The following is a 24336-nucleotide window of genomic DNA, read 5'->3' as shown; positions in this document are numbered from 1 at the left end:
GTTGGCTTCAGCGATACCGCGCCAGTTCCAGCTTCGCAATCTGGTTGCGGTGCACCTCGTCGGGCCCGTCGGCGAAGCGAAGCGTGCGCACCTGGGCGTAGTCGTAGGCCAGCGGAAAGTCATCGGACACGCCGGCCGCCCCGTGCGCCTGGATGGCCCAGTCGATCACCTTGCACGCCATGGTGGGTGCGGCCACCTTGATCATCCCGATCTCCTTGGCCGCCGCCTTGTTGCCCACGGTGTCCATCATGTGCGCCGCACGCAGCACCAGCAGCCGCGCCTGGTCGATGAGGATGCGCGACTCGGCGATGCGCTCCATCGTCACCGTCTGCTCGGCGAGCTTCTTGCCGAAGGCCACGCGCGACAGCGAGCGGCGGCACATCAGCTCCAGCGCCCGCTCGGCCATGCCGATGGTGCGCATGCAATGGTGGATGCGTCCGGGCCCGAGCCGCCCCTGCGCGATCTCGAAACCGCGGCCTTCGCCCAGCAGCAGGTTGGCGGCCGGCACGCGCACGTTCTCGAACGCAATCTCCGCGTGGCCGTGTGGCGCATCGTCGTAGCCGAACACCTTGAGCGCGCGCAGGATCTTCACCCCCGGCGTGTCGCGCGGCACGATGATCATCGACTGCTGCCTGTGGCGGTCCGGGTTCGCGGGATCGGTCTTGCCCATGAGGATGAACACCGCGCAGCGCTCGTCCACCGCGCCCGAAGACCACCACTTGCGGCCGTTGATGACGTACTCGTCGCCGTCGCGCACGATGGCGCATTCGATGTTCGTCGCATCGCTGGAAGCCACGCCCGGCTCGGTCATCGCGAAGCAGGAGCGGATCTTCCCGTCCAGCAGCGGCCTGAGCCATCGCGCTTTCTGCTCCGGCGTGCCGTAACGCTCCAGCACTTCCATGTTGCCGGTATCGGGCGCCGAACAGTTGAACGCTTCGGAGGCCCACAGCACGCGGCCCATCACCTCGCACACCGGCGCGTATTCGAGGTTGGTGAGCCCGCCGCCCACGTCGGAATGCGGCAGGAACAGGTTCCACAGGCCCTGTGCGCGTGCCTTCTCCTTGAGCTCCTCCATCAACGGGATGGGCGCCCAGCGGTTGCCCTCGGCCACTTCGCGCGCATGCCGTGCCTCGTTCGGATAGACGTGTTCGTCCATGAACGCGGTGACGCGTGCGATGAGGTCCTGGGTCTTGGGTGAGTAGTCGAAATTCATCAATGGCTCCGGAGGTCGTGTGCAGGGGTCAGCGCTTGCCGCGCGGCAGTGTTTCCACGGTCTGGTTCCACAGGGCCGAGCCCACCAGCGAGGAGCCGCCATCCACCAGCAGCACCGTGCCGGTGACGTAGCCCGCCAGCGGCGAAGCGAGGAAGACGGCGGCCTGGCCGATGTCGTCGACCGTGCCGTAGCGGCGCAGCGGCACAGCCTCGCGGGCCTGCTCGTCCACCTCGGGCGAGGACAGGCGCTTCAATCCTTCCGTGCCGAGGATGGGTCCGGGCACGATGCTGTTGGCGCGGATGCCGTACCTGCCCCATTCCACGGCCAGGTTGCGCATGAGCTGGTCCACGCCGGCCTTGGCGGCCCCCACGTGCAACTGGAACGCCTGCGGCACGAAGGCCTGCGGCGCGGAGATGAAGATGAGGCTGCCGCGCTTCTCGCGCAGGTGCTCGAAGGCGGCGCGCGAGGCATGGAAGGAGCCGAGCAGGTCGATGTCGATGACGGTCTTGAAGCCGTTGGGCGTCAGCTCTTCGGCCGGGCACAGGAAGTTGCCGGCGGCACCCGCGACCAGCGTGTCGATGAGGCCGATCTCGTCTTGCGTGCGCGCGATGGCGGCGTTCACGGCCGCCGGGTCCCGCACGTCGGCGGCGACGGGAAGCACCTTGGCGCCCGCATGGGCGTTGAGTTCGCGCAGGCCGATGGCGGCCTGGTCGAGCTTGTCCTGCGTGCGGCCGCAGATGGCGATGTGGGCACCCAGCGCAGCGAAGTTCGATGCCACGCCGAGGTTGATGCCGCTGCCGCCGCCGGTCACGAAGACGGTCTTGCCCTTGAACAGGTCGCGGGGCAGGTGGTGTTGCACGATCACGGAAATCTCCTTGGGGTCCAGGGTCGGTGGTTCAAAGCCAGGCGTCGTCGAGTTCGGCGAGCGCGGGGTCCAGGCTGCGCAGCACGGCATGGGCGGCCATCGCCATCGGCAGTTCGGCGTGGAAGAAGTGGTGGGCGGCGGCGAGCTTGCCGCGCAGGAAAGGGATGTCGTCGCCTTGCGCAGTGCCGAGCAGGCGGATGGCGGCGAGCGCTTGCCGCAGCCACATCCACGCGACCACGGTGTGGCCGAAGGTGTCGAGGTAGAGGCTGGCGTGCGCGAGCGCGCGCCGGGGCTCGTGAGGCAGCAATGCGAGCAGGGTCTGCGTGGTGCTCTCCAAAGCCACCCACGCCTGTTCGAGCTGCGTGGCCCAGTGGGCGGCACGGGTCGGCTCGGGTGCGGCTGTGAGGTGCGCGACATCCCGCGCTTCGGTGATGGTGGCGGCCATCTGCGCACCCAGTGCCTGCATTGCGCCGCCTGAGGCCATGCCCACCTTGCGGCCCAGCAGGTCGATGGCCTGGATGCCATCCGTTCCCTCGTGGATGGAGTTCAGCCGGTTGTCGCGGTAGAACTGTTCCACCGCGTATTCGCGGGTGTAGCCGTAGCCGCCGTGGACCTGGACCGCCAGCGAGTTGGCCAGCGTGCCGTGCTTTGCGCACCAGGCCTTGATGACGGGCGTGAGCAGGTCCAGCATCAGCCGGGCGTTGTCTCGTTCGGCGGCGGAGGGCGCCACGTCATGCAGGTCCGACAGCAGGGCGCCGTGCAGGCACAGCAGCAGCCCGCCCTCGGCCACGCATTTCTGCGCGAGCAGCATGCGCCGCACATCCGCATGCTTGACGATGGCCACCTGCGGCGAGCGCGGATCCGGCGTCTCACGGCCCTGCATGCGTTCGCGGGCATAGGCCAGCGAATGCAGGTAGCCGGCACAGGCCAGCGCCGACGAGGCGATGCCCACGTTGATGCGCGCCTCGTTCATCATCTGGAACATGCAGGCCAGTCCCTGGTGCGGCTGGCCCAGCAGTTCGCCGATGCACTCGCCTCGCTCGCCGAAGTTCAGCATGGCCGAGGTCGTGCCCTTGCTGCCCATCTTGTGGATGAGCCCGGCCAGGCTCACGTCGTTGGTGCTGCCGTCTTCGCGGAACTTGGGCACCACGAACAGCGAGATGCCTTTCACGCCGGCCGGCGCGTCGGGCAGCCGGGCGAGCACGAGGTGGATGATGTTCTCGCCCAGCTCGTGGTCGCCCGCGGTGATGAAGATCTTGTTGCCCTTGATGCGGTAGCGCCCGTCGCCCGTCGGGGCCGCGCTGCTGGTGATCTCCGCCAGCGAGGAGCCGGCATGCGGCTCGGTCAGCACCATGGTGCCGAAGAAGCGGCCGCTCAGCAGGGCAGGCAGCAGGCGTTCGCGCTGCCGCGGCGTGCCGAAGGCGTCGATCATGTTCGCCACGCCGATGCTCAGCGTGGCGTAAGTGTCGGTGGCGACGTTCGCGCCCTTGAACAAGGCCCAGCACGCGTTGGCGACCACGCGCGGCAACTGCATGCCGCCATCGGCCTCGCCGAAGGTGGCAGCGAGGAAGCCGGCATCCGCGAACGCCTTCAGCGCACGGCCGACCGGGGCAATGAGCTGCACCTGGCCGTCGACGAGTTCGGGTTCGCGGCTGTCGCCGGCGCGGTTGTGCGGGGCGAACTGCTCTTCGGCGAGGCGGTACGCGGCGTCGATGGCGGCATCGAAGGTCTCGCGCGAATGCTCGGCGTAGCGGGGCGCATGCGTGAGCTGGCTGACGGTCAGCACATCGTGGAGCAGAAAGCTCAGGTCCCGGCGGCGGATGAGGGTGTCTGGCATGGATGGCTCTGAATGCTTCTTTTTGAACCGTATAGCGGAATATGATTCCGAAATATAGAAGAAGCCTAGTGCAAATCAAATCCGGCCGCAAGCACGCGCGCGACGTGTCCGGTTTGGCGTCGCCATTCCGTCTGTCCCTGCAGGTCCTGGCGACTTCAGTCGGGCGGGGCCGTGCCTAGAGGGGAGAAAACACATGAACCAAAACCGCCGCCGGCCGGTGCGGGAGGACCGCGACCGCCGCATCACCCGGGGATTCGTCGCCAGCGCGGGGCTCGCTGCCGTGCTGCTGTGCGCCTTGCACCTGACCCAGCCATCGGCCAAGTGGCAGTCGCTGGACAACCTGCCGCCGACCTCGGCGATCTCGGTCGCCGTGGCGCAAAAGGACGTGCACCACGCGGCCCTCGTGATGGGCGCGGCCGCCATGCAGGCCGATGCCGACCTGGCCGATGCCCGGCTCGGCGCCTCGCCGATGGCGTCCCGAGCACCCTGACGGCTGGCCGCCGGCCGGCTCGGGGGACAATCGCTGGATGTCCCCGACCCCGCCGCGCCTGATCCTGCTCGCCCCGATGGAGGGGCTGCTGGACTTCACGCTGCGCGACATCCTCACTCGAGTGGGTGGCGTGGACCGCTGCGTGTCCGAGTTCATCCGCGTCACCGGCACGCTGCTGCCGGAGCGGGTCTTCCTGCGCATCGTGCCCGAGCTGCGCCATGGCGGGCTGACGCCAGCCGGCGTGCCGGTGCGGCCCCAGCTCATGGGCTCGGATGCGGCGTGCATCGCCGAGAACGCGGCGCGCGTGGCCGGCATGGGGCCGCACGGCGTGGACCTGAACTTCGGCTGCCCGGCCAAGGTGGTCAACCGCCATGGCGGCGGCGCGGCGCTGCTGGACGAGCCCGAGACCATTGCGCGCATCATCAGCGCCACGCGGCGTGCGGTGCCGCGCCCGACGCCGGTGTCGGCCAAGATGCGGCTGGGCGTGCGCTGCGACAGCCGCGCCATCGAGTGTGCCCAGGCCATGGCCGATGCCGGAGCGGACGAGATCGTGGTGCATGCGCGCACCAAGCTGCATGGCTACAAGCCGCCGGCGTACTGGGAGCGCATCGACGACATCCGCCGCGCGGTAAGGGTGCCGGTGATTGCCAACGGCGAGGTGTGGACGCCGCACGAGGCACTGCGCTGCCTGGAGGTCTCAGGCTGCGATTCGCTGATGCTCGGCCGTGGCATGGTGAGCGACCCGGGCCTGGCACTGGCCATCCGGCATCCGTCGCATGCGGGACTCACCTGGGAAGAGATGCTGCCCGTCTTCCGCCAGTTCTGGGAGCTGGTGCGCGTCAAGATCGACCGCCATGCGCGTGCGGGGCGGCTCAAGCAGTGGCTGAACTACCTCAGGCGCCGCTACCCGGAAGCGGGCGAAGCCTACGCCACGGTGCGCACGATCAATGACGCGGACCTGCTGTGCCGGCACTTGTTCGGCGAGCTGCCGCCCGCCGAGCCCACCCGGGATCAGCTCGTCACGGCTTCGGTCGATTGATCCAGCGGCACGGAGGTGGCCGGGCGCTTCGCGTCGGCCTTGATCATGTCGGCTGCCTTCTCGGCAATCATGATGACCGGCGCATTGGTGTTGCCCGAAATCACCTGCGGCATGATGGAGGCGTCCACCACGCGCAGCCCATGCAGGCCGTGCACGCGCAGGCGGGCATCCACCACGTCCATCTCGCCCGAGCCCATGCGGCAGCTGCCCACCGGGTGGTAGATGGTGTCCGCGCGGTCGCGGATGAACTGCTCGATCTCCATGTCCGTCTGCGCGCGCGCCGAGCCCGGGGCTTCCTTCGCACCGTACTTCGCCAGCGCCGGCTGGGTGAGGATCTGGCGCATCAGCTTGAAGCCGCGGATGAGCCGGTCCGCATCGTCGCGGTCGCCCAGGAAGTTCGGATCGATCAGCGGCGCGGCCAGCGGGTCCTTGCTGGCCAGCTTCACGCTGCCGCGCGCCTGCGGGCGCAGCAGGCACACGTGGCAGGAAAATCCGTGGCCGAACACCGTCTTGCGGCCATGGTCCACCAGCTTGCCGATGACGAAGTGCAGTTGCAGGTCGGGCGTGGCTTCACCCGGCTGGCTCTTGATGAACCCGCCCGCTTCGGCGAAGTTGGTGGTGAGCGGTCCGCTGCGCTGGCGGCGCCATTCGGACATGCCGCGCACCGTGTTGACGATGCCGGTGAAGCTCAGGCCGAAGAGCTCGGTGAGTTGCGGCGCATTGAACACCTGCACCACGTCCACGTGGTCATGGAAGTTGCGGCCCACGCCGGGCAGGTCATGCAGCGTGGGAATGCCGGTGGCCTGCAGGTGCGCCTTGGGGCCGATGCCTGACAGCATGAGGATCTGCGGCGACTGGATGGCGCCGGCGCACAGCAGCACCTCCTTGTTCGCGTCGATGCGCTTGAGCTCGCCGCCGTGCATGTATTCGACGCCCGTGGCCCGCTTGCCCTGCAGCACGATGCGCGTGGTGTGCGCGCCGGTGATGACGTGCAGGTTCGGCCGCGCGAGGTTGGGCCGCAGGTAGGCCTTGGCCGCGCTGAAGCGCTCGCCGTTCTTGTGGGTGACCTGGTACATCCCCACGCCTTCCTGCGTGGCCCCGTTGAAGTCCGGGTTGACGGGGAAGCCCGCCTGCGCCGCCGCTTCGACGAAGAGGGGCCCGAAGCGGTTGGGGCTGCGAAGGTCCATCACGTTCAGCGGGCCGCCGGTGCCGTGGAAGGCATCGGCGCCGCGCTCGTTGTGCTCGGCCTTCTTGAAGTACGGCAGCACCTCGTCGTAGCCCCAGCCGGGGTTGCCGAGTTCGGCCCAGTGGTCGTAGTCCTCGCGCTGGCCGCGCATGTAGATCATCGCGTTGACCGAGCTGGAACCGCCCAGTACCTTGCCGCGGGGCTGGTAGCCGCTGCGCCCGTTCAGGCCCGGCTGCGGCACGGTCTCGAACTTCCAGTTCGCCATGCCGTTCTTGGCCAGCAGGGCGAGGCCCGCCGGGCAGTGGATGAGCACGCTCTTGTCCGCCTCGCCCGCTTCCAGCAGGCACACGGACACATCCGGGTCCTCGCTCAGGCGGGCGGCGAGCACGCTGCCCGCAGACCCGCCGCCGATGACGATGTAGTCGACCATGACGCAGACCTCCTTGGAAAAGGGGCCTACTTCGCGAGACCCTCCAACACCTTCAGCACCTCGTCGTCGCCCATGCGGCGCGCGCTGGCCAGCTCGCCACCCATCGTGGCTTTCACGAGCGTACCGTCCGCACGCAGCACGGCCACGGCGGGAATACCCTTGCGGATGGGGTTGCCCATCTGCTGGGCGATGTCGGTGTTCTTGTCGAAGCGTGCCACGTCCACCTTGGCCACGACGTAGCGCTGGGCGACGTGCGTGGCCAGCGGGCCGCTGTTCATCTTGGTGGCGAGTTCGCGACAGTCGGGGCACCAGTTCGCACCGAAGACCACCAGCACGTTCTTGTGCTTGGCCTGGGCAGCGGCCAGTGCCTGGGTCAGATCGGCGCGTGCGTCGGCCTTCTCGTCGTAGGGAAGGCTGGGCGCCGCGGTCGCAAGCGCCGTGCCCGAGACGAGCACGGCGGCGAAGATCCTGCGCAGGAGGTTCATGAGAGGGGCGCGAAGTGGAAAGCCCCGACTCTATCCAAGGCCGCCGCGTCCCCTGCCGGCGAGGGCCAATCAGCTCGCGTTCAGCGTGGCGCAGCCCGCGGGGGTGCTGAGGTCCACCGAGGACTTCACACGGGTAATCTTGTTGCCGATGCCCGACGTGAACTCGCCGATGATGCCTTTCTCGGTCACGAGGATGTCCCGGCCGGTGAACATCGGGCCGCGGCCCAGCATGACGGAGCTGGGGGACTCCAGCGAGGCCAGCCCGGAGCTCAGGCCCTGCCGGTAGGTGGGCAGCCCGTTGCCGTCCGGGCCGGTGGGCGCCATGTAGATGAGCCGGCCGCCTGCGAAATCATCCACCGCCACGCCGCCGCAGATGGGCTGGATGTCGTCCACGACCGTCACGCCCTGGTAGACCAGCACTTCGTTCTTCACCGTTCGCCCGCCAGGTGCGGGAAGGTTGATGGGCACGTTGCCGCTCGCGTCGAAGGCGAAGCGCTTGACGCTGTTGACCTCGCTCACGAAGAGCTCGTTGCCCAGCACGCGCACGCCGTTGGGGTGGTAGACGCCGTGCTGCCATGTCACCCAGTTCTGCTCGAAGCTCGTCACCCGCGGCTTCGTGCCGCTCAGGTCCACCGTGAGTCGTGCCAGGCCGGCAGTGGCGAGCAGGTTGAAGTCCGCCAGCAGCAGCTTGCCGTTGGGCGACACGGCCAGGCCGTTGGGAAGGGACAGCTGGTCCATCGGGTCCGGCGAGGAGCGGTCCACCTCCACGAAGTGAAGCGGCTGCCCGGCGATGACCTTGGCGGCGAGCAGGTGATTGTCGGGCGCACCCAGCAGGCCGTTGGGCCGCGCCTGGCAGGGGCTGAACAGCCAGGCGCCGATCTGCGCGAGTCCGGTGTGGTTGCACCCGGTCACGTCGCTGGCGATGCGCTCGGCGACGTAGCCGGTGCCGTTGCGCTTGATCTCGTAGACACCGTCGCCGCCGGTGACGATCAGTCGGCCGTCGGGGGTGAAGATCTGGTTCTCCGCATCGGGAACGGCGGTGAGTTTTTCCTTGTCGATGCAGCCGGACAGCAAAGGCAGCAAGAGCGCGGCAACAACGGCGCGCAGGGCGTTACGTGGCATGGGCGTCGGTCCTTGGGTCGGTTGGAAAAGGACCGCAAGCGTCGCGCGGCAGCCGCACGGCGTGAATGACTGCGCAGGCCAAATGCTTGGGTTCAGACTCCCATGCCCTGGAGGATGCGATCGCGCGTGAGCTTCAGCCTGGGGCCGATCTGCATGATGAGTTGCTCGCGCGTCACCGAGCGCGCCGGCATGCTGCAGCTCAAGGCCATCATGCGGTGCGGTTCGCCGCAATCCAGCGGCACGCTCACGCCCCACACCTCCTTGTTCCAGTCGCCCAGCGAGAAGCAGAAGCCATAGGTCTCGAAGTCGGCGAAGGCCTCGCGAAAACCGCGGAGCACGTCGGGCCAGTCCCGCGGCCGGAAGGCCTGCCGGAATTCATCGAGCCGCTTTTCGCGCGCCTGCACCGACAGGCCGGCGGCGCAGGCCCGGCCCAAGGCCGAGGTACCGCGTGGTACCCGCTCACCGACCGACACGCCCAGCGCGAAGGTCGGGTTTCCGTGGGCGACTTCGAGCAGCATCATGTCGTCGCCCGAACGCGCCGCCATGGCGACGGTGGCTTGCACCTCGTGGGCGAGGTCCCGCAGCAGCGGGCGCGCCACCTCGCGCAGGTCGAGCGCGCCGAGGTAGGTCTGGCCGAAGCCGACGACGCCGATGCCCAGGCCGTACTTTTCCGAGTCGGGCAGGTATTCGAGGTAGCCCAGCGAGGTCAGCGTGTGCGTGAGCCGGGCGACGGTGGAGCGGGGCAGGCCGGTGCGGTACGACAGATCCTTGTTGCCCAGCGCGCGTTCGCCTCGGCGGTAGCAGCGCAGCACCGCGAAGGCCCGCGCCACCGAGGTGATGAATTCCGGGTCGTCGCGCTGCTCGGGGGTTTCCGGAAGCACGGAGGGGGCAATGGTCCTGGTCATGGCGGCCTGCTCTGGTGTTCTGAATAACGGAACATGATTCCGTTTTGCATACACTGTAGACCAATGCGGAATCGCCGACAAGCGCGGCGCCTGCATCCGCCCCGAGCTCAAGGGAACATCGCGTCCCGCACCTGCCGCATGTTCAGGGTGCGGATGCCCGAGGACTCGATCGCTCGTCGCCAGCCGTCGTCGAGGTACAGCCGGTGGTCGGCGGCGCGGGCGGCCCAGTCGGTGGTCATCGCGCGCAGCTCCACACCGTCGCAGGCGGGGTGGCAGATGAACATGGCGAGCCCCTCGGGCAGGCCATCGAGGATGCGGTGTGCAGCGTCCAGGCGGCGGTCGTGGGCATCCAGCGGCAGCTCGGCGAAGGTGTCGAAGGCCACCAGGCCTTCCTCGTCGACCGCCTGCAGCCGTTCGTGCAACTGCACCGCATCGGACCGGGGAATGCGGCACAGGCGCTCCAGCTGATCGGCATCCATGCGGATCAGCGTGGCGGGCAGGCGCTCCTGCCGCGACAGCCGCACGTACACCTCGAACAGCGTCGGGTGCAGCAGCGTGAGCATGTGGCTGTCGATGTGGGTGGGCGCCAGGCCCGCCGTGCGGGCTCGCCGCACCTGGGCACTCAGTTCGGCGAATGCTTCGTCTGCCGATGCGTGTCGATGCGTGTGGACGGCCAGCGGGTGGAACCATCCCTGCGCATCGGCCAGGCTCGCGGCGGCAGGCCCCAGCAACGGCGCCATGCGGTAGTTCGGCCATTCGCTGTTGAGGGTCAGGTGCACGCCGAGGTCGTGCACGCCCGAGCGGGCGAGGTCTGCCACGGCGGGGAACCAGCCTGATGGCACCATCACCGAGGCGCTGCCCAGCAGGCCGGCCTGGTGGATCTGCGCGTAGGCCCTGACGCTGGCTTCGCCCAGGCCGATGTCATCCGCATGCAGGACCACCGCACGCTCGCCCGCGGCGAGCCCAAGACGGCGAAGGAACGTCTGCCGGCTCATGCCACCTGCCGGCGGCCGGCCGCGAAGAAGCCGAAGCGCTCCTCCCGCCCGATCTCCTTGGCCATGCGGCGGTTGTGCTTGATGCGCAGGTAGCGCACCGCCTCGTCGGAGGCGAACAGCGAGTCGCGCATGTCGCGCAGCATGTACTTGAGATGGCCGGGCAGGGCGAGCAGGTCCAGCACCCACAGCGTGTTGCCTTCGTTCCACTCGCTCTCGTGCAGGCTGAACTGGCCGGTCTGCATCGCGCGGCGCTCGACGTCGTCGGCCAGGTGTGCCCACACCACGTAGCCCACCGGGTCGCCGTCCTCATTGAAGTAGACCTTGACCTGCCGGTGCGAGATGGCAGGAATGAGCACGGTGCTCACGTGGGCCCATGGCAGGTGGCTGTGGCTGGGGGCTTCCGACATCAGTCCGCTGACCAGGCCCAGCAGCGTGCAGTTGCGGCGCTCGTCGTCGGCCGGTTCGCCGCGCACTTCGAGATGGCTGGTGATCATGGCTGGGGAATCCGTTGGGCGTCTTCGTGGGACAGGGCCGGTGCTTCCATCTCGCCGAACAGGTTGGACCAGGGCATGGGGCTGCCGTCGACCAGCGGTCCCTGCTGCTCGTGGACCTGCACCGGCTTGCCGTGCCGGGCCAGCAGGGTGAAGGCGCCGTCGACCGGATCGGCCAGCAGGGCATGTGCCTCGTCGCGCAGCGAGCGAATCGCAGCGTCGATGACGGGCACCGGGTCATCCGCGGCCAGGCACTGCTCGATGTGCTGCATCAGTGCTGCGCGGTACAGGCGCGGCATGTTGCTGTTGAGGCGGCAGGCATTGAGCGCGGTGAAGGCCTGGGCATGCCGGCGCTGGGTCTCGTCCTGCGGCAGCGGCGCTTCCTGCCGCAGCTGCAGCAGGCTTTGCACGAGCCGCTGGCGCAGCGCTGCGTCGGGCAGGCTGGGGGCGAGGCGGGCATCCATGTCGGCCTCGCCGCTCAGCGCGGCTTCGCGAAGAATCGTGTTGAGGTGGTAGCGGCCCATCCGTGCCGGCATGTCGCGCAGCTTGAACGGCTCGCCGTTGCCTGCGGCCACGATGTCGTTGATGCAGGCGTAGACCTGAAGCCTCGTCGCCTCGGGGACCTGTTCCAGCCGCTGCTGCGTCACGCCGGTGAGCTTGAGGAACTCCATGCAAGCCCGGTCGTTGAGCCGGGCCAGGTAGCGGTGCACCAGTTCTTCCGGTTGAACCAGTCCCTGGCGGCTCGCGCCGGGCAGGTACTTGTGGACGTAGAACGCGAGATTTCGCAGCGTGGTGACAAACCCCGCGTGGTCCGACAGCATGTCCGGAAAGCCGCGGGCGACGATCACGCGGCCGTAGTCGGAGACGGCCGTGATGGTGCCGTAGTCCAGCAGCCGCCCATCCAGGGCCACGTTGGAGCAGGTGAGGGCGCCATGCACGATCTTGCGTGCGCGGCACGCCGCCAGTTGGGTCGCGAGGCGCTCGGCGACTTCCAGCAATGCGCGATTGATCCCCGCCACATCGGCGCAGGACTGCACGGGCCAGCCCAGCGCCGACGCGAGGCCGGTGCCCAGCTGCAGGATGGCCAGCCGCGTGCGCATGGCGTCAGATGGATGCTCCCGAGCCACGTCCTCGTTCGGCTGGTAGTAGACGGCACGCATGTAGTGGCCCGGCCGCAGCACCGCATCGCGCACGATCAGCGCGCCGGGCAGCGTGCGCATGGCACCGCCGCCTGCGTCGTACGGCACCTCGCGGCCGGTGGCGATCACGCCATGCACGCGCACGCCGCCGTGGGGCAGCACCGCAGCGCACACCTCTCCCCAGATGGCTTCGCGCACCGCTTCCTCCAGCGCGGCCGCACCATGCGAATACCAGAAGCTGGCGTCACGGCCGCTGAGCGGATTGCGGCCGATGCCCTTGACCTGGTAGCCGTCGCGCAGGCCGCAACGCACGCCGCCGCCGTTGTTGACCAGGCCCGCGCCGCCGTAGCGTTCGGCGAGGAAGGTGCCGATGTCGCCCGTGGCATCGGCGTCGTTGCCGATGGCAAAGGCATGGCGTTCCAGCAGCGCCTGCGGCGACAGCGTGCCGGAGTGCCACAGCACCCGGGCGCCGGCGACGCGGCGCGCGGCGAAAGGGACGAAGGAACTGGCGGGCAGGGTGTCGAGCATGGCGTGGTCCTCAGGCGACTTCGAGTTCACGGGCCGCGGGTGGCTCGGAGCGCACCTGCCGCAGGTCCTGCACGATGCAGCCGCCGGCCATCACCACCACGCGGTCGGCCATGGCGATGGTCTCGGGCCGGTGCGCCACGCAGATGCGCGTGACCTGCAGGCTGCGGATGGAGTCGTTGACCAGGCGCTCGCGCTCCACGTCCAGGTGGCTGGTGGCTTCGTCGAGCACCAGCACCTTCGGCGACTTGTACAGCGCACGGGCCAGCAGCACGCGCTGCTTCTGCCCGCCCGACAGCGTGGTGCCCATGTCGCCGGTGAGCGTGTGGTAGGCCATGGGCATGGCGGCGATGTCGTCGTGCACCGCGGCCATGCGGGCGCACATCTCGATGCGCGTGGCGTCTGGCTTGGGGTCGAAGAAGGCGATGTTGTCGGCGAGCGAGCCCGACAGCAGGTGGTCGTCCTGCATCACCACTGCCAGCAACTCGCGGTAGGCGCGCTGGCCGAGCTGGTCGATGGGAACGCCGCCGTACCTGATCTCGCCTTCGGTGGGCGGCAGCAGGCCGAGGACGAGCTTGACCAGCGTGGTCTTGCCGCAGCCGGATGCACCGACGAGCGCGAGCGACTCGCCGGGCTCGACCGCGAGGTTCAGGTGGCGCAGCACCCAGGGCTGCATCTCGGAGTAGCGAAAGCCCACGTCGACCAGTTCGATGCGCGGCGTGAGTTCGGCGCCGCGGCTGACGCGCGCTTCATCCTGCTCGGGCGGCTCGAGCACGATGTCGGCCAGGCGTTCGCCGTGCAGCGACAGCATGCGCAGCTCCATGCCCTTGTCGATGAGCGAGCCCAGCCGCGCGGTGAACTGGCCCTGGTAGGAGGCGAAGGCGAACAGCATGCCCACGGTGAAGCTGCCATCCATCACCATGTGGGCGCCGAACCAGAAGACCAGCAGTTTTTCCAGGCCGAAGACCAGGGTGTTGGCGATGCCGAACCACAGCATGAACTTCTGCGTGCGCACGTCGCGGTTGACGGAATCGACCGTGAGGTTGAGCCAGCGGGTGCGCCGCTCCAGCTCGCGGCCGAAGAGCTTGATGGCCTGAACGCCGCGCAGGGTTTCAAGGAAGCAGCTTTGCGCCGTCGCCGACAGCACGAGGCTCTCGACGTTGGCCTCGCGCAGCGGCCGGTACGAGACCATGCGCAGCAAGGCATAGAGGACCACCGACGCGAACACCACCAGGCTCAGCGCCGGGCTGTACAGCAGCATCATCGCGCCGGTGGCCAGCGCCATCAGCCCGTCGAGGATGCCCTCGACGAAGCCGGTGGTGAGCGTGCGCTGGATGGACGCGATGGAGCCGAAGCGCGACACCACGTCGCCCAGGTGGCGCCGCTCGAACCAGGCCACCGGCAGGCGCAGCAGGTGGCTGAAGACGTTCGCCGCCCATTGCAGGTTCACGTGGGTGGACAGGTACATCACCGTCCAGCCGCGCGCCAGCGAGATCGCGGTCTGCGCGACCAGCATCAGCGCGAAGCCGATCACCAGCAGGTTCAGCAGGCCTCGGTCGCTGGACACCAGCGCTTCATCGACCACCCACTGGTTGAACATCGGCGCGAGCAGCGCGAAGGCCTCCAGCGCCAGGGCCATGACCAGCACCAGCGACAGCGCGCGGCCCAGGCCTTCGGTCTTGCCCATCAGGCCACGCAAGGTCACCTTGCGGCGGCTGTCCACGGCCTCGAAGGAATCGTTGGGCGTGAGCTCCAGCGCCACGCCGGTGAAATGCTTGCTGACCTCGGCATAGGCCAGGCGCCGCACGCCGATGGCGGGGTCGTGGATGACGATGCCGCGCGCATCGGCCTTGTGCAGCACCACGAAGTGATTGAGGTCCCAGTGCAGGATGCACGGCGTCTTCAGCTCGGGCATCTCCTCGATGTCCAGCCGCACGGGGCGCGACGCGAGGCTGAGCGCGTCGGCCATGTCCACCATGTGCTGCAGGTTCACGCCGCGCAGCGACACCGAGAAGCGCGCTCGCAGGTGGCCCAGGTCGGTGCGGTGGCCGTGGTAGCCGGCCACCATGGCCAGGCAGGCCAGGCCGCATTCGGCGGCTTCGGCCTGGAAGACGAAGGGCAGCCGCTTGCCGCCCCATTCGAGACGCGAGAGCGCAGACATGGGTGGTGTCAGCCGGCGAACTGGCGGATGTAGAGGATGTACGCCGAAGCACTGCACACCAGCGCTTCGAAGAGGTAGAAGGTGTTCCACGAGACCGTGGCATCGCCGCTGCGGGCCTTCATGTCGTCGGCCGAGAGCGTGCTCGTGAACATGAAGTAGCTGACCGCGGCGAGCGTGACGACCAGGCTGAGCGCGGCGGCCGACATCAGCAGCATGGCCACGAAGGCATCGGCCGAACCGGCGCGGGCGAGGCTGTGCGAAAAGAGCGGCCAGGACAGCAGCGCCCCTGCGGCGAACGCACCCCAGGGCAGCGCGCGCAGCAGCGTGCCGTAGCGGGCGCCGCCCGTGATGAGCACGGGCGCAGGGAATGTCTTGAGGATGAGGTCGTTGGACATGGCGATGGCGTGGCGTGTGTGGGACGGCTGGGCGGGCGGTGCAGGCGATTCGCGCGTCGAGCGCCTGCACCGCCGCTTCAGGTCAGTGAAGCGGCTTCAGGGCGATCAGCCGCCGGGGCCGCCGAAGGCGCCCTGGAAGCGGATGGCCGCTGCGCCCAGCAGCATCACCGTGCCGGTGGCCACGCTGACGACGATGGCGCCGGCGAGGATTTCCGGCGTGGCCAGTGCGGTGAGCACGGCTGCGCCGACCATGATGGCTGCGCCGCCGATGCCCAGCGTGGCCGATGCCTGGTTGTTGGCCGCCTGGTTGTAGGCAAAGATCTGGGCCGGGGTCATGCCCGGGTCCATGCGCAGGCCGGTGATGGTGACGGTCTGGAGTTCGTCGTCGCCGCCGCCCACCGCCTGAAGTTCCATGTTGGACAGGATTCTCATGTGTTGCCTTCCTTGCTTGGTTGAGTTGCCGCCCTTGTGGGGCAGTGAAATTTCGAGGGAAGAAACGTCTTCCGCCCCTCGCCATGTGCCGGACCGTGCGTTCCGGGCCTCGCGGGCCGCCCGGTTCCGGCAAAACCTGTGTGATGTCTCATGAGCCCGCGCGTCCCTTCGCGGCGCTCAGCAGCGGGTCGATGACCCACTCGACGAGCCGCCGCCGGTCCTGGCGGATGTCCGCGTCCAGCGTCATGCCGGCGCGGTAGGGTTGTTCGCGGCCGTAGGCCAGCACCGTCTGGCGGGCCAGGCGCACGACCACGCGGTACATCGTCTCGTTGCCTGCCTGCTGCCCCGCGGCGGGCGTGCCGTCGCCCTGTGCGCTTTGCGTCAGGGGGCTGTGCTCCACGCGAAGCACGGTGCCCGTGGCCTGGCCGAACTTCTGGTACGGGAAGGCCGACAGGCGCAGCCGAACGTCCTGGCCCTGTTCGATGAAGCCCACGGCGCGCGAGGGCACCAGCAGGTGCGCTTCGAGGTCGCTGCCGGCGGGAATCACGCTCGCGAGCACCGTGCCGGCCTGCACCGTCTGCCCCGGCTCCGCCGCCAGCGCGGTGACGGTGCCGTCCGCCGGGGCCAACACCTGGATGCGGCTGCGCCCCTGGTGCTCGGCGGCCTCCTGCTCCAGCATGGCCATGGCGCGTTCGGTCTGCGCGCCGTTGAGGTGGATCTGCCCGGCGATCTGGCCGGCTTCCTCGCGCAGTTGCACGAGGTCGCGCGAGGAGGCCAGCCGTGCGCGCTCCAGCGACTGCAGGCGCGACTGCTGGTCACTCAGGTCGTTCTCGCTTTGGGTGAGCTGCACTTCCGACACGAAGCCCTGCTGGCGCAGCCCGCGGAAGCGATCTGCCATGCGCAGCGCGCTGTCCACCCGCGCCTTCTGCAGGACCAGCTCCTGGTCCAGCCTGGCGAGTTCGCCATCGAGCATGCGCGAACGCGCCGACAGGGAACGCTCGCGGTCTTGCAACTGCCGCGTCTGGAGATCGCGCTCCTGGGCGAGCATGTCGCCGCGCATCTTCAGTGCCATCTCGATGCGCCGGTCGATGCCGTCGCCATCACTGGCGCGTTCGGACGACAGCTCGTACAGCACCTGGCCGGCGCGGACCGTCTCGCCGTCATGCACCCGCTTGTGGGTGACGCGGCCGAACTGCGGCGACACCGCCTGCAGCGTGCCCGCGGCAGGCACGAGCTGCCCGGCCACGCGCACGGTGCGGGTGTATTCGCCCATCACCGCGAACGCCACCAACGTGGCAACGAGGGCCGCCGAGACCCAGGCCGCCACCCGCATGGGCACGGGGCGGGCCAGCACGATGCGGCCCGTCCACCGGCCGCTGCGCGCGTTGAGCGCTTCCATGCGGAAGAGCGGCGTGGTCATTGGGTAACCTCCGTGCTGCGCACTGCGGTGCGAGCCACTTCGGGCGGCCGTGCGTGGCTCATGCCGCCTCCCTCAGCGCCGTCTGGCGCCGCATCACCGGCTGCACCTGCTGCAGGTGCACCACCAGGTCGAAGGCCTGCGTGACAGGGAAGCCGGCGTGGCCGTAGTTCTTGTAGCGCCAGTTCTCCAGCGTGGACAAGGCCTGCGCGATGGCCGGCGCACGCAGGTCCAGCAGGCAGGCGGGATGCTTGCGGCGGCCGAGCTGCTCTTCGAGCGAGCCGATGGGCGGCTCGGGAATCTCCGCGATGCCGCCGCTGATCCAGTCGGTGAAGCGGCCGGTGCCACCCGTGAACCCCACGCTGACCATTGACTCGCCCAGCGCGGCCGACAAGGTCGCACCCATCTTGAACGAGGGCGCATTGCGCTGGGCGTGGATGTTGTGGGTCCACACGATCATCTTGTCGCCGCGGTAGCGCTCGCGCTGCAACCACAGCAGCGACTGCGCCAGCCAGCGCTCGCGGCTGACCCAATCGTCGCGGATGCCCCAGTAGCGCTCGCCCTGGCGCTCCAGTTCCGTCAGCGTCCTGCGCCAGTAGGCGGGGGATTGCAGCAGCGGGCCGTCACCTTCTCCATCCCCTTCGGGCAAGGTTTTCAGAGCGTCGTGCAGCGAGCGGAACATGCCCGCCAGGCGTTCGAGCTGCCCGGGTTCCGGCGGCGCGGCATCCATGCGCATCGCTGATTCGGCGTGGCGCTGGAAGAACTGCCAGCCGGCCTCGTCGAACAGCATCGAATGGGTCGGGGCCAGCAACTGGCGCAGGCGATCGCACAGGCCGGACATGGCGTGGACGCCGGTGTGCTTGGTGTGGAAGCCCTCCAGGCGCAAGCCTTGCGGCCGGGCGCGCTGCTGGTCGAGGTAGTCGAAGAAGGGCGCCATGCAGCTGGCCTGCGCCACCATGTGGAAGAGCGCGCCCTGTGCGGCGTCTTCGTGGCGCAGGCCGCCATCCACCAGTTCCCCGGTCCGGGCGGTGTCGAAGGAGCCGCCTTCCAGTGCGAGGACGCGAAAGCCCTTGTGCGCCTGGAGATAGCGCACCATGCGCGCCTTCAGCGTCATGGCGTTGGCGCAGCCATGGGTCTGCTGGCCCAGCACCACCAGGGTGGCGTCGCCGACCGCTTCGCCGAAAGCATGGAGGTCGCGATCGTCGTCGTCCTCGAAGGGACGGTCCGCGATGCCCACGGCCTGCGATTCCACCTGCGCCAGCCCGCAAGGCCTGGCGCGCAGCACGGGCGCCGGGACCGCCGTCACGTTGGCGGCTGCGATCCGGCCGAAGAAGCTCGTGGTGTGGCGGCGGCGAAGGTGCTTGTGCTGCATGGCACCGGCTCGCCGCCTGCGCAGGTACTGGATCTCGGGCGCATCGGCGAAGACCGCGTCGCGCAGGTCGCGCAGGATGTAGCGGGCGTTGCCCATCGGGGCGACGAGGTCCACGATCCACAGCCGCCGGCCTTCGTTCCACTCGCTTTCGTGAAGTTGAAAACCGGCGGTGGAAATCACACGCTGCTCGACGTCCTCGTCCAGGAACGCCCACACCACGAAGCCCACCGGCTGGCCGTCTTCATTGAAGTAGAACTTGATGCGGTGCTGCGCCAGGGCAGGTGTCACGAGCAGCCGCAGGGATCTCATCGCCGCGCCCACATGGGCCGGGCTTTGCGACATCAGCTTGGCGGCGTAGCCCAGCAAGGCGGCGCGGTCGGTGACGGTCTCGCTTCCGTCAGGCTGGACGCGGTAGTGGCTGGCTGGAGCTTTCTGGGCTGGAAAAGTGGTTTTGGAGCTTGATAGATACCACTGTGAATCCAATGTTGTATTCACTGAATCGGAGAGAAAGTAGGATCCTCGCTCGATCAGGTCCTCGATGAATGGTGCCACCCATTCACATGAATCATGGGAGTCGATTTCACACAGTATCGATTTTTCCAGGTAGGGGTGCGCCAGTTCCGGGAGGCTGGTGTTCAGGCGGATGACGTGATTTTTCCAATCTGATCCGCCGGGGAATGATTGAAGATGTCGGGGCCAGATGGCACCCAAGGCACGGCAGAAATCATTTCTCAGATCAGGGTCTGGTATTTCATCAATCAATACCTGAGCGAGGTCGGCTTTTCCGAAACCTCGTGCCGCTGATTGAATGATGGAATTCAGGTGGAATCGGCCAGTCTGAGGCGGCATTGCGGGAATTTTGAACGGCTCGGCATTTCCCTGGGCGATCAGACTTTGAATGCTTTTCCACAGCAACGCCCTCGGTGCTGGATCAATACCGTGGATGTCGCCTTCGCCCAACCCCGTCAACTTGAGGTATTCAATTTCCAGGCGCTGTTGGTATTGGTCCAGATATTCGCTGATCCAGCGCTGAGCGCCATCGAGCTGTTTTCCAAGTCCGCCGGGCAGGTAGTTGCGCAGGTAGAACAGCAGGTGGACCAGCGTGGCGCTCAAGCTGGTGTGCCCGTTCCAGCTGTCAGGGTTGCCTCGGGCAGTGATCACCCGGCCGTGATCGGGCAAGGTGCTGATGGTCTCGTAGTCGAGGAAGCGCCCATCCAGCGCAATGTTCGAGCAGTTCAGCGCCCCGTGCGGCATCCGCTTGGCGCGGGCCGCGGCGACCTGCCAGGCGAAGCGCTTGACCATCTCCGACAGCCCGGCCTGGATGAGTTGCGCATCCACCGGCTGCTCCTGCGGCCACCCCAGCATGGCCTTGAACTGGGTGCCGATCACGGCCGCGGCGGCGCGGGTGCGTTCGGTGTCATGCGGCTGGCCGTCCATGCCGTCTGAAGGCGCGTGGTTGATGGCCCGCATGAAATGCGCGGGACGCACCGCGGCTTCGCGCACGATCAGGGCGCGGGGAAGGGTGCGGTTTCCCTGGCTGTTTTCAAAATGGCTTTGCGTGCCCGTTCCGATGATCTGCAGGCAGCGCACGCCACCGAATGGCAACACACGGTGGCATATTTCTCCCCAAACGGCTTCGCGAATCGCTTCTTCGAGATTGGCGCCGCCGTGGGCGTGCCAGAAGTCAGTATCTCGGCCTACCAACGGGTTTCGGCCAATTCCCTTGATTTGAATTTTTCCATCAAACCCGCAACGCGCGCCGCCGCCATTGCTGCCGACGCCCCGGCCGCCATAACGTTCCGCTTGAAAAATTTTCCATTCGGTGGAAAAATATTCCTCAGGATCGTTGGGGTGCGGAATGCAATAGGAATGCTCGAAAAAATCCAGATGGCCGGCGATGTCGGGATTCGACCAGTGCAGCAGGGGTTGGCTCAGCTTTCGGGCGCTGAACGGCACGAACGAAGAGTCTGGCAGTGAGTCGAGCATAGCGACGTGAGGTCTCTGATGCGGCGTCCTGAAACTGCCAGTGCGCCTGTCTTTGAAACTCGCATGCCCGTTGCCTGAAATCGCGATGGCAAGTGCATCAAGTGGTTGCCATTCAGCATAACCATTCGAGTACCACTTGTCGACGTTTCAGGCCTGAAATAGACCCTGGGGCTGTCCCTTAGGAAGTTCCTGCAGGGGCCCCATTTCATCAATCGGAAATATTCCTGCCTTCGTTCATCGGCAGGCCTTCATCGCCAGTGCCTGCAAGGGCTTGCCGCTGCGGCCGTCCAGCACCACCAGCGCGATGCGCGTGTCGTGGTCAGGTGCCGACAGGGCGGGCAGTCGCAGCGCATGGGGCTGCCCCGGCGCTGCCATCCAGGCGGGCACGTCCACCAGTTGCCGCACCACAAAGTCATGCAGCAGGGTCACGCCCTGGTTCTCGCCTGCGCTCACGTCGCTGCGGTGCCCGGATTCCGTGACGGCCCAGTACGCAGCGAGCGTCATGCCGGCGGGCGCGGCGAGCGAAATCGATGCCGTCGTGTCGCCCCCCGCTGGCGCCTGCGTCATCTCGATCGCCACGGGTGACGCATGCCGGCTCGAAGGCAACCGGGGCCCGCCGCGCTGGTCCGCGCCGTCGACCACCACCTGCGGTGTGTAGGCGAAGCGCGAGCCGTTGACCGCCAGTTGCTGCCCCTGCCGCTGCGAAAACGCGGCGCTGCCGAAACGGTCTTTCCATCCCAGGCGGTCCCAGTAGTCGACGTGGAAGGCGAGGGGGACGACATCCACACGGCTTTTCAGGCTGCTGAGCCAGCGGTCGGCCGGCGGGCAGCTGTTGCAGCCTTCGGAGGTGTACAGCTCCACCAGCGTTGCCGCGGTGTTTCCGCTGGACGCCATGCAGGCCGTTCCTGCGGCCACGGCGTGTACCGACGTGGCTGTCAGAGCGGCTGCCATGCAGAACGAAAACGGAGTCGACATTGCCATGATGGAAAACCTCGGTTCATTGGCGCCCCGGCGGGCCACACCGGATGTCGTTTCGACGCCTCAGTTTCTTACGCCCGGGCCGCCACCCAGTACCATCCGCGCCCAGATCGAATCGACCGCGCATGAGCACATCTTCTTCCTTCCGGGCACGGTACCTGCGCCACTGGCTTGCGGGTCTTGGCATGGCCACCACCGGGCTGTCGTGGGCACAGACCTCCACCGACCCGCTGGTGACCACACCGGCGCAGATCAGGCTGGGCATCGAAAAGGTGTCGTTGCCGGGCGACGAGAAGATGGGCCTCGTGGGTACGACCTATCTCATCGATGTCGGCCATGGCTTGAGCGTGGGGCCTGCGGCCTACGGCGCGATCAGCGGCAAGCGCGGCGGCCTCTTCACCCTGGGCGGTGAAGTGTCATGGCAGCGCAGCCTGGGCGGGCCGCTCACGTTGGAACTGGGCAGCTACGTCGGCGGCGGCGGTGGCGGCGTGGCGCCGGTGGGTGGTGGCCTGATGCTTCGCCCGCACCTGGACCTGCTGTGGGACTTCGGGCCTTTCCTCGCCGGCCTCTCGGCGTCCCAAGTGCGCTTTGCCAATGGCGACATCAACAGTCGCCAGCTGGGCTTGGTGTGGAGCGCGAAGACGGACTTCCGCTACGTGGCGGGCAACCGCATCGGCGAGCGTTCGGAGATCAGCGGGCGGTCGGGCATGGGCTTCGACCGGGTGCAGGCGGTGTTCGGCGTGTACTCGCCGCGGGCAAGCGCCAAGCGCAACAGCGGCCTGCCGTATGAAGGGAAGATCGGCTTCGTCGGCGCGCGTCTGGAGCGCGCCATCAGCGACCACGCCTACTGGGGCATCGAAGCCGCGGGCGCGGCCAGCGGCGGCGTGGCGGGCTATGCGGAATACCTGGGCTCTGTCGGCACCGAGACGACCGTGTGGTCCAACGTGCTGACCGTGGGCGCGCGTGCAGCGGTGGGCATGGGCGGTGGCGGCGATGTCAGCGTGGGCGGTGGCCTGCTGCTCAAGGGCGGCGTGTACGGCACGGTGCGCCTCACGCGCGAGCTGGGCCTGTCGCTGGAAGGCGGCGTGACCCGCGCGCCGCAGGGCAGCTTCAAGGCGCTGCATGCGGCCGCTTCGCTCAACTGGATCCTCGATGACCCCACCGACGTGACGGCGCCGCTGCGCAACACCCGCACGGAATGGGTGGGCGGCGGCGAGCGCTACAACGCCTTGCGCAAGGACGGCAGCAGCCGCATCCTGCAGAACGTGACGCTCAAGGCCAACCGATTCGTGTCGCAGAACTTCTACCTCACCGGCCAGGCCCACAGCGGCTGGGGCGGCGGCGCGGGCGGCTACACCGTGGGCCTGTTCGGCGTGGGCGTGCAGTCGCACATCTGGGGGCCGGTGCACGTGGGGGCCGAGATGCTCGTGGGCGCCGCCGGCGGCGGTGGCGTGGAGAGCAAGGGCGGGGCGATCATGCAGCCCAATGCCTACCTCGGCGTGACCGTGTCGCCGTCGATGTCCGTGCGTGTCGGCGCCGGGCGCATCAAGTCGCTGCGCCAGGGCGGGCTGGAAGCGCCGGTAGCAGAGCTGTCCATGGCCTTCACCTTCGGCGTGGCGGGGCATGGCTACCGCTGATTCCGGCGCGCGCCGCGCCGTCGTCGTCGGCGGCGGGCCTGCCGGGTTGATGGCCGCGGAGGTGCTGTCGCAGGCCGGCGTGCAGGTCGACGTGTACGACGCAATGCCGTCGGTGGGCCGCAAGTTCCTGCTGGCGGGCAAGGGCGGCCTGAACCTCACGCATTCGGAAGCACACGAGGCCTTCGCAGCGCGCTATGGAGGCCGCCGGCGCGACATCGAGCCGATGCTTTGCCGCTTCGGCGCGCCGCAGTTGCGCGTGTGGGCGCAGGGCCTGGGCGTGGAGACTTTCATCGGCTCTTCGGGGCGGGTGTTTCCCACCGACATGAAGGCCGCTCCGCTGCTGCGCGCGTGGCTTGCGAGGTTGCGAGGTTCGGGTGTGCGCTTTCACATGCGGCATCGCTGGACGGGCTGGGCGGACGATGGCATCGGCCTGCGCTTCACCAACGAGGCGGGCGACGTGCTCGTGCAAGGCCACGACAGGGTGGTGCTTGCGCTGGGCGGTGCGAGCTGGCCGAGGCTGGGCTCCGACGGCGCCTGGTTGCCGCTGCTTGAATCGCGCGGCGTCGCGGTGCGCGCACTGACACCCTCGAACTGCGGTTTCGAAGTGGCAGCCTGGACCGATTTCTTCCGCAGCAAATTCGCGGGAACGCCGATGAAGAACGTGGCGCTGGCCTTCGAGCATTTCCACCAGGCAGGCGAATTCGTCATCACCGAGGCGGGCGTGGAAGGCAGCCTCGTCTATGCCGCTTCGGGGCCGGTGCGGGACACCATCGCCGCCAAGGGCGAGGCGGTGGTGCACCTGGACCTGCTGCCCCAGCGCGACCTGGGCTTCGTCGCCGCGGAAGTGGCCCGCCCGCGTGGATCGCGTTCGCTGTCGACGCACCTCAAGAGCCGGCTGGGTCTTGACGGCGTGAAGGCCGCGCTGTTGCATGAGCTGCTGCCCAAGGACGTGATCCACGACGCGGCGAAGCTCGCAGCAGCCATCAAGTCGCTGCCGCTGCGGCTCGTGAAGCCTCGTCCGGTGGAGGAGGCCATCAGTTCCGCAGGCGGCGTGGCCTTCGACGCGATGACCGACGGCCTGATGCTGCATGACATCCCCGGTGTGTTCTGCGCCGGCGAGATGCTGGACTGGGAAGCGCCCACCGGCGGCTACCTGCTCACGGCCTGTTTCGCTTCGGGCTTCGTCGCTGGACACGCCGCCGCCGGGCGCTGAATCGCGTTTCACCTATCACGTTT

The 24336-nt window shown here is 68.1% G+C and carries 20 protein-coding genes; 4 read left to right on the top strand and 16 right to left on the bottom strand.

From position 1 onward, the window contains the following. Positions 1-7: 7 nt before the first annotated feature. Genes DZC73_RS16335 through DZC73_RS16325 form a run of 3 tightly spaced genes read right to left on the bottom strand, consistent with a single transcriptional unit; the run spans position 8 to position 3915 of the window. Complete coding sequence (locus DZC73_RS16335; RefSeq protein ID WP_124541410.1) at positions 8-1213, bottom strand: acyl-CoA dehydrogenase family protein; 1206 nt, start codon at positions 1211-1213, stop codon at positions 8-10. 28 nt (positions 1214-1241) lie between these two features. After that, positions 1242-2072 carry an SDR family oxidoreductase gene (locus DZC73_RS16330; protein WP_235835179.1) on the bottom strand — a complete coding sequence of 277 codons (831 nt, stop codon included), beginning with the start codon at positions 2070-2072 and terminating at the stop codon, positions 1242-1244. Positions 2073-2109: 37 nt separating this feature from the next. Then, a complete protein-coding gene (locus tag DZC73_RS16325; protein WP_124541408.1) occupies positions 2110-3915 on the bottom strand; it encodes an acyl-CoA dehydrogenase in 1806 nt (601 codons plus the stop codon). Between the two features lie 193 nt (positions 3916-4108). Between DZC73_RS16325 and DZC73_RS16320 the strand changes: the two genes are divergently transcribed. Together DZC73_RS16320 and DZC73_RS16315 are read left to right on the top strand one after the other, a co-directional pair. After that, entirely contained in the window at positions 4109-4405 is a 297-nt protein-coding gene (locus tag DZC73_RS16320) for a hypothetical protein (RefSeq protein ID WP_124541407.1), read from the top strand. Between the two features lie 37 nt (positions 4406-4442). Next, the gene (locus DZC73_RS16315; protein ID WP_124541406.1) at positions 4443-5444 is read left to right on the top strand and encodes a tRNA dihydrouridine synthase; all 1002 of its coding nucleotides are present in this window, start codon (positions 4443-4445) and stop codon (positions 5442-5444) included. On the opposite strand, the gene DZC73_RS16310 is transcribed toward DZC73_RS16315, so the two are convergent. From DZC73_RS16310 to DZC73_RS16250, 13 genes are all read right to left on the bottom strand, one after another. Next, on the bottom strand, positions 5417-7060 hold the full coding sequence (locus DZC73_RS16310) for a GMC family oxidoreductase (RefSeq protein WP_124541405.1): 1644 nt from the start codon (positions 7058-7060) through the stop codon (positions 5417-5419). The genes DZC73_RS16315 and DZC73_RS16310 overlap by 28 nt on opposite strands. A 26-nt stretch (positions 7061-7086) precedes the next feature. Next, entirely contained in the window at positions 7087-7545 is a 459-nt protein-coding gene (locus tag DZC73_RS16305) for a thioredoxin family protein (RefSeq protein WP_124541404.1), read from the bottom strand. Between the two features lie 69 nt (positions 7546-7614). Then, positions 7615-8667: an NHL repeat-containing protein gene (locus DZC73_RS16300; RefSeq protein WP_124541403.1), complete on the bottom strand. Its 1053-nt coding sequence runs from the start codon at positions 8665-8667 to the stop codon at positions 7615-7617. Between the two features lie 92 nt (positions 8668-8759). Continuing rightward, positions 8760-9572, bottom strand: coding sequence for an IclR family transcriptional regulator (locus tag DZC73_RS16295; RefSeq protein WP_161974614.1), 813 nt, complete (start codon positions 9570-9572; stop codon positions 8760-8762). A 107-nt stretch (positions 9573-9679) separates the two neighbouring features. Then, entirely contained in the window at positions 9680-10567 is an 888-nt protein-coding gene (locus DZC73_RS16290) for a ChbG/HpnK family deacetylase (protein WP_124541401.1), read from the bottom strand. Continuing rightward, complete coding sequence (locus DZC73_RS16285; protein WP_124541400.1) at positions 10564-11061, bottom strand: toxin-activating lysine-acyltransferase; 498 nt, start codon at positions 11059-11061, stop codon at positions 10564-10566. Before DZC73_RS16285 ends, DZC73_RS16290 begins: the two co-directional genes overlap by 4 nt. Then, a complete protein-coding gene (locus DZC73_RS16280) occupies positions 11058-12725 on the bottom strand; it encodes a hypothetical protein (protein WP_124541399.1) in 1668 nt (555 codons plus the stop codon). Before DZC73_RS16280 ends, DZC73_RS16285 begins: the two co-directional genes overlap by 4 nt. Before the next feature lie 10 nt (positions 12726-12735). Further along, a complete protein-coding gene (locus tag DZC73_RS16275) occupies positions 12736-14883 on the bottom strand; it encodes a peptidase domain-containing ABC transporter (RefSeq protein ID WP_124541398.1) in 2148 nt (715 codons plus the stop codon). 8 nt (positions 14884-14891) lie between these two features. Then, entirely contained in the window at positions 14892-15278 is a 387-nt protein-coding gene (locus DZC73_RS16270; protein ID WP_124541397.1) for a hypothetical protein, read from the bottom strand. Positions 15279-15383: 105 nt separating this feature from the next. Continuing rightward, positions 15384-15710: a hypothetical protein gene (locus tag DZC73_RS16265; protein WP_124541396.1), complete on the bottom strand. Its 327-nt coding sequence runs from the start codon at positions 15708-15710 to the stop codon at positions 15384-15386. A gap of 148 nt (positions 15711-15858) precedes the next feature. Continuing rightward, positions 15859-17130 carry an HlyD family secretion protein gene (locus DZC73_RS16260; RefSeq protein ID WP_124541395.1) on the bottom strand — a complete coding sequence of 424 codons (1272 nt, stop codon included), beginning with the start codon at positions 17128-17130 and terminating at the stop codon, positions 15859-15861. A gap of 58 nt (positions 17131-17188) precedes the next feature. Continuing rightward, positions 17189-20485: a toxin-activating lysine-acyltransferase gene (locus tag DZC73_RS16255; RefSeq protein ID WP_124541394.1), complete on the bottom strand. Its 3297-nt coding sequence runs from the start codon at positions 20483-20485 to the stop codon at positions 17189-17191. Between the two features lie 234 nt (positions 20486-20719). Beyond that, complete coding sequence (locus tag DZC73_RS16250; RefSeq protein WP_161974613.1) at positions 20720-21379, bottom strand: DUF1223 domain-containing protein; 660 nt, start codon at positions 21377-21379, stop codon at positions 20720-20722. A gap of 209 nt (positions 21380-21588) precedes the next feature. Here DZC73_RS16250 and DZC73_RS16245 point away from each other — a divergent pair, with 209 nt between their 5' ends. Both DZC73_RS16245 and DZC73_RS16240 read left to right on the top strand, forming a co-directional pair. Continuing rightward, positions 21589-23100, top strand: a complete 1512-nt coding sequence (locus tag DZC73_RS16245; RefSeq protein WP_124541392.1) for a hypothetical protein — start codon at positions 21589-21591, stop codon at positions 23098-23100. Next, positions 23087-24313 carry a TIGR03862 family flavoprotein gene (locus tag DZC73_RS16240; RefSeq protein ID WP_124541391.1) on the top strand — a complete coding sequence of 409 codons (1227 nt, stop codon included), beginning with the start codon at positions 23087-23089 and terminating at the stop codon, positions 24311-24313. Before DZC73_RS16245 ends, DZC73_RS16240 begins: the two co-directional genes overlap by 14 nt. The last annotated feature ends 23 nt before the right edge of the window (positions 24314-24336 follow it).

The organism is Rhizobacter terrae, from assembly GCF_003852895.1.
GTDB lineage: Bacteria > Pseudomonadota > Gammaproteobacteria > Burkholderiales > Burkholderiaceae_C > Albitalea > Albitalea terrae.
This window is presented reverse-complemented; position numbering and strand designations above follow the sequence as displayed.